6 protein-coding genes and 1 pseudogene are annotated in these 11319 nt (G+C 43.8%); 2 read left to right on the top strand and 5 right to left on the bottom strand.

What is annotated here, in order from left to right:
- The 4 genes and pseudogenes from AC1DP6_RS27925 to AC1DP6_RS27910 all read right to left on the bottom strand — a co-directional run.
- Positions 1-273, bottom strand: a pseudogene (locus AC1DP6_RS27925) (AraC family transcriptional regulator); the annotation flags it as partial.
- A 79-nt stretch (positions 274-352) separates the two neighbouring features.
- A complete protein-coding gene (locus AC1DP6_RS27920; RefSeq protein WP_477057812.1) occupies positions 353-1234 on the bottom strand; it encodes an oxidoreductase in 882 nt (293 codons plus the stop codon).
- A gap of 296 nt (positions 1235-1530) precedes the next feature.
- On the bottom strand, positions 1531-1683 hold the full coding sequence (locus AC1DP6_RS27915) for a hypothetical protein (RefSeq protein ID WP_477057811.1): 153 nt from the start codon (positions 1681-1683) through the stop codon (positions 1531-1533).
- Positions 1673-1900 carry a SymE family type I addiction module toxin gene (locus AC1DP6_RS27910; protein ID WP_477057810.1) on the bottom strand — a complete coding sequence of 76 codons (228 nt, stop codon included), beginning with the start codon at positions 1898-1900 and terminating at the stop codon, positions 1673-1675. Before AC1DP6_RS27910 ends, AC1DP6_RS27915 begins: the two co-directional genes overlap by 11 nt.
- A 154-nt stretch (positions 1901-2054) precedes the next feature.
- On the opposite strand from AC1DP6_RS27910, the gene AC1DP6_RS27905 reads away from it, so the two are divergent.
- Together AC1DP6_RS27905 and AC1DP6_RS27900 are read left to right on the top strand one after the other, a co-directional pair.
- Positions 2055-2420, top strand: a complete 366-nt coding sequence (locus AC1DP6_RS27905; protein WP_477057809.1) for a helix-turn-helix domain-containing protein — start codon at positions 2055-2057, stop codon at positions 2418-2420.
- A gap of 6 nt (positions 2421-2426) precedes the next feature.
- Complete coding sequence (locus tag AC1DP6_RS27900; protein ID WP_477057808.1) at positions 2427-2972, top strand: hypothetical protein; 546 nt, start codon at positions 2427-2429, stop codon at positions 2970-2972.
- Between the two features lie 61 nt (positions 2973-3033).
- Here the strand turns inward: AC1DP6_RS27900 and AC1DP6_RS27895 are convergent, their stop codons facing one another.
- Positions 3034-11295 carry an RHS repeat-associated core domain-containing protein gene (locus tag AC1DP6_RS27895; protein WP_477057807.1) on the bottom strand — a complete coding sequence of 2754 codons (8262 nt, stop codon included), beginning with the start codon at positions 11293-11295 and terminating at the stop codon, positions 3034-3036.
- Positions 11296-11319 lie beyond the last annotated feature (24 nt).

Raw genomic sequence — 11319 nt, 5'->3', positions numbered from 1 at the left:
GCCATATTCCATGCTGAAGTCCCGGAGGGTTTCCTCCTCCAGATAAACGGAGATGGTTTTGAACTCACCGTTTTCCGGTGGTTGCTTCAGGAACTTAATCAGGTTATTGCGGCGGATAAATCTGAATGCTCCTTCATTACAGACATGCGCATCCTTGCCGTCATTGAAAATGAGCGACCCGGAGATCTGGTAAGTGAACACATGTACGGGCACAAACTGCTCTCCCTCCCTGGTCCTGTTGACATAACAGGAGTAAACTATTTGCTTCGACATATGACTACAATATAATTGTTTTCGGCTTCACCTATTCTTCCTGTATATACGCTGCCAACCAATGTCCGATTGTTTAAAGTTAGCGTTTCGCGGTAATTGTCCGGCCTAATTCTGTCTCCAGGAAATTCACTGCGTCATCATGATCCGTGGAAATAGTTACCGGTAGCCATTCTTCAAATTCTGCCGTCCGCGCTGCATCCGCCTGTTTCAAAATACCTGCGGCCTCACTACCTAATAACAGGTGTACCGGAGGCGCCGGATGATCAACCAACTCCACCATCACCTTCGCTGCCTTATCGGGATCTCCTACCGGCACATAGTCCCCCTTTCTCAGGAAGTTAATCACCCAATCCACCGTAGATTCATATCCTTCTATTTTGGGTGCATAGGTCATAGAAGTACCACCCCAGTCGGTACGGAAACCACCCGGTTCCACGGACGTAACGAATATGCCCAACGGCGCTACTTCTTTTGCCAATGCTTCCGTAAAGCCGCTCAGACCAAACTTAGCCGCCTGGTACATCGTTAAACCCAAATTGCCTACCCGTCCGCCTATAGAACTGATTTGCAGGATACGGCCGGAACGCTGTTGACGCATGTAAGGTAATACCGCACGGGTAATCGCTATCGGCGCATAGAGGTTTGTCTCCAGTTGACTGCGGACCTGTTCTTCCGTATACGCTTCCGCAGCACCCGTGATGCCGAAGCCGGCGTTATTAACGAGTACATCTATCCTGCCGAAATGCGTGATGGCTTTTGCTACCGCCGCCTGTATCTGCACGTTATCTGTCACATCCAGTTGTATAGGGAGGATCTGATCTCCGTATGTAGCGGTGAGGTCATTTAATTGTTCGGGGTTTCTGGCGGTAGCCGCTACACGGTCGCCTTTTGCCAATACTGCCTGTGTGAGGCTACGTCCGAGTCCCCGGGAACTTCCTGTGATAAACSAAATCTTTGTCATAGTTTTTTTGTTTTTTGCTTTGACAAAGGTCGGTGGGAATTGGATGCGGGGTTTTGTTGTGGAGCTCAAATGTGGTTTGTTGGGGAGCTCAGGGTATTAGCTCGCTATACATTTGTTTATGAATGAAGTCCAAGTCTAATGCGCCTTAAAAGTTTAGAGAAAACGGGGTTTAAATTAAATGATTTGAGTTTAATATTCCATCGGACTTAAGCCGTTTACCTACTTCCTAAGGACAGCCATCAACTTTACAACAGCGTATTGTTTTGTGGTTGTGGAAAAATATTTAATTACTACATTTATGCAGCAAAACAGGTATGCGTTTTATAATGTACCCGCAGGTTCGGTGTTTTATCATCATGGAACGGATAATGCAGCCGCAGGTGTTTATATGGTTTTAAGCCGTAGTATTGTAGTACAGCCGACAACGTTAGTTGCTGTTTAATTTCCATTATCTCCATTATCTGCCAGCTTTTTAATAGTCATTACGCCATTCTCAACAGTTACTTCAATCGGATCTCCTACATTAAAACCACACTTTTCCATCCATAAGCCACCCAGCCGCAGCCAGGCTACATAACGATAACCGGAACGGCCATCGGGATAAAGTTTATCTACTTCCTGAGCCCGGCCATGAACTTTACAACGGCGTATTGTTTTTGTCTGCATGTGGAGAATATTTAATTGCTACATTTATGCAGCAAAATAAACGTTTATGTAGCATACAAACAAACTTATTTTTCGCACATCGATCCATACAAGTATCAAAAGCACACCAAAACTGCTACAGATCAGCTATTTTTGTCAACCTAAACAGGCAATTATGTCTCAAAAAAACAATCTCGGTAGCCGTATACTTGAACTACGTAAAGCTAAAGGCTGGTCACAGACGGAACTGGCTGATAAAGTAGATATTTCTTACGCCCAGATTGGACGCTACGAGACTAAAGGCGCACAACCGCCTGCAGAAGTAGTAAAGAAGATTGCTGAGGCTCTCGATACTTCCGTTGATTATTTATTATTTGGCAGCACTGCTGATAAAGCCAATGCCGCATTGTATGACGCGGAAGTGATCAGATATTTCAAAGAGATTGAGACGTTACCCGGTGATGATAAAGCAGCACTAATGCGCGTCATAGCGGCTTTTATCAGGGATGTTAAAACAAAACAAACTTACATAAACAAATAATACAAAATGTCCGATACAGTATTCTTCCATGAAGATTATTACAAACAGATAGAACTTGTTCCAGAACAGAATTATTTCAAAGCAATCATTGACATAGAAAACCTACCTTCTAAAGATGAAAATGAATATGGTTTTCCTAATGCTATTGCCAGAGATGAGCATCTGGTCAAATTGAGTGACTCAAGAATTCTCTTTAATCAATTCTATGAGAGGCTAGCTCCTATCGCTATTAACTATTTCAATAAAGTAAGTACAGGATATGGTAACAACATCCAAATTAAAGAAAACACTATCGCTTTTGGGTTTGAGAGGCTCGGCATTTTTGCATCTTTTGAGAAAGAAATTGTAACTAATATATGGCTATGTCTATCTCCACTATTTATTCAAACTCAAAACTGTGAAAAAATATTATCAGCACTGCATATATTAGGCACAACTTACAAATTGGCATTAATAGACTGGGATGAAGAAATTATTATTCGACTCTCGAACTATAAAGCTTCTGAAGAATATTTAATGAATACATTTGGGTTCATGATTCCCAATAAATAATAATACCCTTTTCATACAGCAAGTATTGTATGAAAAGGGTATTATAGAGCTTATTAACTTGTTAATTAGTGCTTGGCTTGGCTTTAGGTTGCACATAGGTCCCATTAGGTGTATTAGTCCTAAATGTTGCACTTTGATTCTGAACCCTATACTCTACAGCTTGCCCCCAGGTCTTAGGGACATCTCCCGTTTTCTTGAGAACAAATCTCCCTGCTTGAGAAGCAGGAATTAATTCTTCATAAGCATGTACAACTGCTTGAACTTTCGTCCCTGATAGTTGGGCTGCCAATACTCTTGTATTATCAACAGAAGTCAATAAACCATCACTCATTTGAACCACATCAATAGGCGCTCCCTTCCATCCCTTAACTTTCATACTCGCAGCTATTTCTTCTACTCCATTAACTGATGTTTGTGAAAATCTAATAGCTGATGATTCTATTTCTTTTATAAACTGTGGAGAATTACCTGCACCTAAAGCCGGCATAGCCGCATTCTCTGGCCCTATTGCGCCATTATACTTAGCAACACTAATACCCAGCATATCAGCCAAAGATCTATGCCCATTCTTTCCACTCGAAAGGTCTTCCAAAGAGTTATAAAACGTCCTTACATCAAAATTCTTCCATTCTTGGGGCTGTTTGGCATCAAGTCCACCATACCTATCTATTGGCTCATCATAGATAGTATGTACTGTAAATAGCTGACGTTCATTTACGCGATTTTCATACACAGGAACAGGCGCATCATTGTAGGTACTATGAGAGCTCCTATACCCAACAAGAACTCGATCAACAATATCATTTTTACCTAAATAACGGAGCTGTGTATTACCATCCTTATCCTTTATATATGTAAAATGATATTCCTCTGCTCCATCTAGGTCTATTGCTTGAATAGGTGTATTTCCCGCAAATTGATATGGTGTATAATGAGGATACTGCTTCGTAATTGGATCTACAGATAAGAACTTTCCTATCCTCGGATCATACACACGCATTCCGTAGTCTATCTGATTCCCTTCTCCCTTCACCTCGTTATCATTCTCCTTCCCATTAAACCCATACCTATAACCTCCTGGATTCAAACTCCACTTCCTCCCCATCATCTGCATCCCAAACGGTGCATAATCAGACATACTATACACAGTAACATTCTGTCCTGCCTGCTGATTTGAAACGCTCGCCAGCACATTCCCAAGATGGTTTGACAGCTCGTAACGTGTGAGATTGGCCTGATTCCACAAAGTAGTTGGGTTACCGACGGTGCCAGTTACCTGCATATCCGGCAGCCACATACCTACGCGGGAACTTCCATACAGGTGCTGTTCTTTCCAGTACGTTTGCGCATCACCGTTACGGTTCCCGTACACAGCCAGCGTATTTCCCTGAGCATCACGGAGATACCATGTTTTGGAGCTGACGCCTGACTTGAGGTACTCCTTATAGATACGGTTACCCGCAACATCATACTTATATGACAAAGAACTTCCGTCACTGAAAGTAATACTTTTTATTTTACCATAAACAGACCAATTTATATTCCCGATTCCGGCGGCCAGGTCTTTCACCAGGTTACCGATTTTATCATAGGTATAATTATCGACCACCATATTGTCCAGGTCAGATTGATATGCCGCATTTCTCACTGTATCGCGAATATAGCGAAGAGTATTTGCGATAAGATTACCCTCTGTATCACGTGGATAGAAATAACTCATAGAATCCATCGCGAGACTGCTATCGCGTGTTCCATTTCTCAGGTAACCTAAGATGTTACCGTTTCCATCATAGCTGATATCTTCTTTATAATCTTCTACCCGTTGCGTTGCTCCCCAGGTGGTGGCGCCTGCAGTTGGCTGGTGCTGACGCATACGCACTAAACGATTCAACTGATCGTAACGGTAACTATAACCTATGGGGTTGCCAGCGTTGAATTTCGATAGCGCGACTGTCGTCCTGCTGATATTTCCATTAAACAAATCCTGACCGGTAATATCAGTGGTACCAGCCACATACTTCATACCTAACGCTGTTGCGCCAACTCCTCCAATAGGTTTGTAATCCCCTGTGAAATAATCAAGGGTATAGGCCATTACGTCTTTGGCAACCGTAGCGGTGGGTGCAGCAGGCAAGGCATCCTGCCCGATATCATTAGCCGGGGTAAGACCGGTTCCATTGATGGCTTTGAGCCAGCCCTGCAGCGTATAGGCATAATCGATACCCTGCACGCTGTTTTCTCCTATTACGGTGCGTGCTAACGGACCATGCTTATAGTACCGATAATAGGCATCCGTAACAGGGGTGGTGATATCCCAGTTATTTCCAACGTAAGCAATACCGCTTTTAGCTTTTACAAGCCTGTTTTCTGCATCATATTTATAATTATAGATAAACTGATCCGGCTTGGATTGTTGATAACGAACCGCATTGACTTTACCACTCACCAGGTCGTAGCCATAATCGATCTTTTTCATTTCATACAAACCGTATAGTTTCTGCCACATCGTGTTCACATTACCCAGGGCGTCATAACTATAATAACTGCCTTGTTCCACGGTTCCTTCTGTCTCCAGGTAAACGCTGGCGGCTACCCTGCTACGGAGGTTCTGCTGTGGATACAACGCGCCATCCAATATGGCTACATCATAGAAAGTCCGCGTGATCTGAGAATTAGTGCCTGATGAATAGAATAGAGCTATATCGGAATCCTTCACAAATCCAGACATTCCAGTATTTCGGGCATTTGCTTTCTCCCCTACTTCTATAATGCGATTTAAACCATCATATTTTGTATAACTAAACTTATTTGTCACCAGGGCCTGATTGGCATTACGGGAGGCCACTAAACGCCCTTTCGCATCATAACAATAGTAACTGTTGTTGGCATCAGGTGAATACTGTTGTACTACCTGGCCCAGCGAATTATACGCATAATCCGTTGTTAACCGGTGCCGTGGGTAAATACTGCTCATCACTCCTTCTGTTGTTCCTGCATCAGGCACCGTGGTAGGTGATCCGGCGACCGGCGTATTGAACCGCCCCCAGGRGATCGTATCTCTTAATAGTCCTGTTGCATAAGCAGCCGCCAATCCCAGGCAAACTTCTTTAGCATTGGCCGCAATTTCAGCGGTTGTAAGCAAACGCTTATACATTCTTAATTGCCGCAGATAAGAAAGATTTTGGGCAAATATGGCGCTACCACTGCCTGCTGATGTAATATCCCAGCCGCAGCCACTCACCGGAGCATTGGAAACGGCAGGACAACTTACGCCGTTTACAAATACACTGATAGCGCTGCTGCTATCAAGGTCAGGCCCTTGTAAAACCAGATGTGTCCATTGCTTAAGTGGCGTTAATGCACTGATGTTTACATCTATCGCATTAGAAGCTACTATTAATGCAGCACCCGGGTCTGTAGCGCTTAATTTATATACGTCTGCATGCAGATAATCCCCATCTACACAAACATTTAAATATGCCTTCCCTCCCGCGGGAGTAAGCACCTGGGCACCACCTCCATCAGGATTATACAACCACATTTCTACAGACTGATTAGCGCCTGTAAGCGCTGTACCCAGCCGGCTAAGTGTAGTATCAACATTCGTATTATTCTGGGGACCGCCATAGTTGCACTGACTATAGTCGCCACGACGAGCCTCCTCAATCTGAGACAGCAACGAGGTATCTTCAATCAGATCTACTCCTTCGGGAGGAACTGTACGCAACAGGCTACCTGCCTGATCGTAGTAGTAAAGGGTATAATGATATATTTGCTGAGAGGTGGTCAGGTTCACTTTCGAACGAACACCACTGCAAATATTTACATACTGCTTACGGAAATCCTGTTTTACCGAATCTATGTAAATAGTATATGCCCTGTTGGCACCTGTAATAGCGCCATCTATGAGCGTATACATACAGTTATAGGGATCACTTTTCACGGTGCTGTAAACAGGGCTGTTACACAGGGTTTCAGCAGCACTGGTTTGCAAAAGCTTTCTATAATTATCATAGTCAGAAAAGCTCAGCGTAAAACCCCACTTTTGATTGAGATAATTACGATAAACATTTTTATAATTACTGTGTAGAGAATCTACCGTATTACCCATCGCTACCTTGAAATCATTCCTGGCAGTCCAGAACTCTGCGGCAGTAATACATCCTTTCGCCGTACCATCCAGGAACACAGGCAATTTAATATCGCGGTCAACCAGATAACGACAGTTATTACATCCTTTAACAAGTGCATCCAATTCAGCGGAGGTAATTGTCATCCCCTTACCATACTTTGATAACAGGAAATTGTAGAAGGTGACACCTGGCTGTGTTGTTTGCTGCTCCTGTTTTAAAGCATTCAATTTGGTGCAGATAGCAGCATCTGTTGCACTGATGGTTCTGGTARCTGTTTGCGCCTTTACATTTGCCGGATAAGGTACATCCATCAGCCATGGACTACATAGCATGTTAAATGAAGTTACCGAGAGATAACGTTTCAATACCTGTTCAAAAGAAGCATCTCCGTCAGTATTTGTCTTTCCGCCCAATGTTGTACTGGAACCATATATATGATCCATATCTCCACCCAGGGAGCATATTTCGGTGAGACGGGTACGGAAAGTTTGTTTAGTAGCCGGACTGAGCGCATTATATTGGGGACATCCGGACAGCTTATTCAACCAGTTGTCAATAGTGACGCTACAGGAACGCTGTATCTGCACTGCCAATGAATCTCTGGCAGCCGACAAACGTTTTGCTGTATCTGCAGAAACGGGTTCGTTATAATTGTAATTATTGATACGGGATTTTTTGTCCCAATATTCAATAGCGCAGGGGCTTGGTGGATTTGTTGGTGTGCCAGAACATGAATAAGTGGAGTTAATTGGTCCCGTCGGGTTTGCCCGAATTGGAAACGATTGTGTCTCGTTACCGGAGAAGGCATCAAAGATGGCCACACCTCTTATGCCTACGTTTGCCGAAAATGCGATACGAATGTTGATTCCTTCTGGTATAGGAAAAGGAGGACCGCCAACCAGGATTTCCCGATCACCAAGGAAAACTCCGAACATCGATTCATCAAAATCATTACAGGTACGATAAGGTTCTGGCTTCTTTGGTTGATTCTGAGGGTCTATTACCGGTGCTACACCTATAACGCAAGCGCCTTTACAATAGATAGGTGTATCCCTCAATTTCTGGTAATACTTCTCTTTTACTTCCAGGTAGAGATTTGCATACAACTGCCATTGCCGATCAGGAATACGACAATTAGCATCCGGAGTACACTGATTCCATCTTAAATTACCATCCACATTGCTGCCAGTGTTGGTGCTGCCGGTAGAATCCGCGCAATACAACAGGTAATCCACATACTGCGAAAGGCTTTTATTATTGAACCGGGCATCCGTTACGCGCAAAATGGCTGATGAATAATTATCGAGGTCTGCTTTGAAAGCTGCATTATAAGCCGCCCCTTTGCCTCCACTCGCAAAAAATGGATCCGCTGCCAACAGCCAGGAGCCATTGGTAGTACTATATGCCATCCCTGCCTTAATCAGCGGGATATCTGCAGTAGTCGTATAGATCTGCTCTAACCGCTGATCCCATGCTTTATAGTTGGCATGATCATTACAAAACTTCAGCGCACAATATTCCGGGTGAAATGGTACAAACTTGTCGCCCCAATCCGGCTGCCAGTATTTCACCAACATCTGTAAAGTGAAAGACTGATCGTATGGAGACATATAGGTACCGTCATCCAGTTGAAATTTGCCGGCTTCATACATGGCATCTCCCGGCAGTTTTACCGGGAATGAATCACGCCAATGTTGATTGAGGACATTGATGCCGGCCTCCAGCGGGTAACCTGCATTATCGAATAAAGCATACTGTCCACCCGGGCTAACATCCTGCGCCATCATCCTTCTCAACTGATCACAGGGCGACGATAAACAGGTAGTGCGTAATGACTGGCAATTACTGTACAACGCATCGTACAATCCTCCTGCCCATGTATTAATAGCAGCCAGGTTAACAACTGTATCCACTCCATTCTGGAACATCCGCTTTTTCAACCCAAGCATAAAATCAGGCTTCGCACCCAACGCATCTTTACAGGTAGTACACTCTGAAAAACATCCCGAAAAATCTTCTTTCTTCACCTGTTCCATTACAAACTGGAACTGCGTTTTCAGGTTGGTATTCCGGGTAATGAAATCATTCGTATATGCTTCTATCACACGCGGATTAAGCGCCAATTCAAATGTAATATAGTATTCTCCTATCCGGCTGAATGATGCGGTAAATGAGGTATCGTAAGTTCCCGTTTTATTGCAATCGGATAAATCACTGCCCGTTTTTACATTATTGAGCGTCAGTATCTTATTATTACAATCATCACTCACACTGATCTTCATCTCGTAATAACAATTACTGCAAATAGTAACCCCATTCTGCACATACTTTTTAATCAACTTCTCCATACTAAAACTAAAAGAAGCCGCAGGATCCGGGGCAGATGCCAGGTAAGTGGTGGTAGCAGTTAATTTCAGGGTAGAGGGATCAAATACAAATCTTTCCGGTTGTAATAAAACGATACTCTTCCTTACTGCAGCCGGCTTAGAAGATAAAGCCAGCAGCGATGTGTCCGGAGGATTACCGGAAAGGGCCGTTGCCACTGTTTTACCGGCGGAATTCTGGTAGGAAATACTGATCTGTCCATTGGGATCTATCACCATATTCTTCAGATAGTGATCTGCAAATCCGGCATCATTTCCAAACAAACGGTCCAGTTCCCATTGCTCCGGTTTCCCGTAGTAATACCTGGATGTATGATTAAGCGAGGTAGACGCATTAGGCTGAAAAGCAGCTCCTACGCCCCCTTTCACAGCTACCCTACCCGTATTATCCGGGGTATAGGAAGTAACAGCGAAAGGAAAACCTTCCGCATCAGGAATGTATTTATTATAAGGATCGCTGCTGAGAAAACGGTTTTGGGYAGAATAATATTTAGCCGCTCCGGTATCTGTTTTTAAGGGGTCAGGTAATCCAATACAGGCACCTGTTAGTCCTTTAAATATATTGTTATAGGTATAAGCATTTCCTGTGGCATTTCTGCTAAAAGCAGGGTAATAAGTTAATACTCCCGAACCAGCAGGAGCAGGTAATATATTGGCGACTGGTCGTCCAAACTGATCGTACACATTTTCCTGCACTACGGATACCATATCACTGTTATTAACAGTAACCGTTTGCCTGTTACGCAGGGTACCATCAAAGTAGCTCACCACTTCTTTTTTCTTTCCCTCTTCCGCATAACTGGCATTGTATTGCCAGTTAAGTCCTGGCTGATGCCAGCCATTACTAAGCACTACTACTGCTGGTACGGTAACACCATCCGATTTAATCTGGTAACTCCAGCTACCTTCGTTGCGGTAACCATTACTTTCATCTACTGTACGCATACGTATCAGTAAATATTTGGTGTTATGTACCAACGAAATAACATAACTGTTTGCTTCCACCGTAATACGGGTGGCATTATTACGAAACATCGGCGCCAGTACGGTGGCAGAAGCACCTGTTCCTGCCTGCGCCAGTATATCACCATTGGCTGATTCATCATCTATAAATGTCCACTCCAGGTCATACTTTTGCGCGCCGGGTATAACATCCCAATTAACTGATACCGCGTTAGGCGTTGCAATGATAGCTGCCCTCGCTGATATACCACCGCCCCCATTTGCTTCCTCTGTATTGATATTTACAGACGGTATCAGGGTTTGATCTCCAGACGGGAGATAATCCCGATCGACAATCACCTTTGCCTCCAGCGTGAATGCTGCCGGCAGGTCCGGTAATTCACTGCTGCTGATATCATTTACAGAGATCTTTATTCTGTAGGCATCCTTGAACTCATACTGCGCCGCCAGCTGATACACGGCACCCGCCGTGGTATCATAGTTAATATCCAGCTTTACATGTTCTATCGTGATCGGAAGATCCTGTCCGGGCTGACTCCAGTATTCTACTTTCAGATCCGCCTTACAGGAAAAAGGTTTATTAATACCTGTCAGCGCATCCGTATTCATACGGAAGGTGATCACATTATACACACTATTATTGCGGATAACGTTCCAATCATAGGCCGGATTCTGAAACTTTTCATCCTTCACCAGCAAGGTATCACCCTTCTTCAGCTTGCCTTCTATCTTTTGCTGATAGGGCTCTATCGCAGCCATGGTCTTACCCATAGCTGCCAACAACAACAGTAATGCGATGGATATGATCGCGGATAATTTAATAAATCGCTTTATAAAAGCCATATTTTACAGGCATTAAACGGGATT

This window comes from Chitinophaga sp. 01L420 (assembly GCF_056399985.1).
The sequence above is the reverse complement of the archived record's forward strand: the minus strand, read 5'-3'. Positions and strand labels throughout refer to the sequence as shown.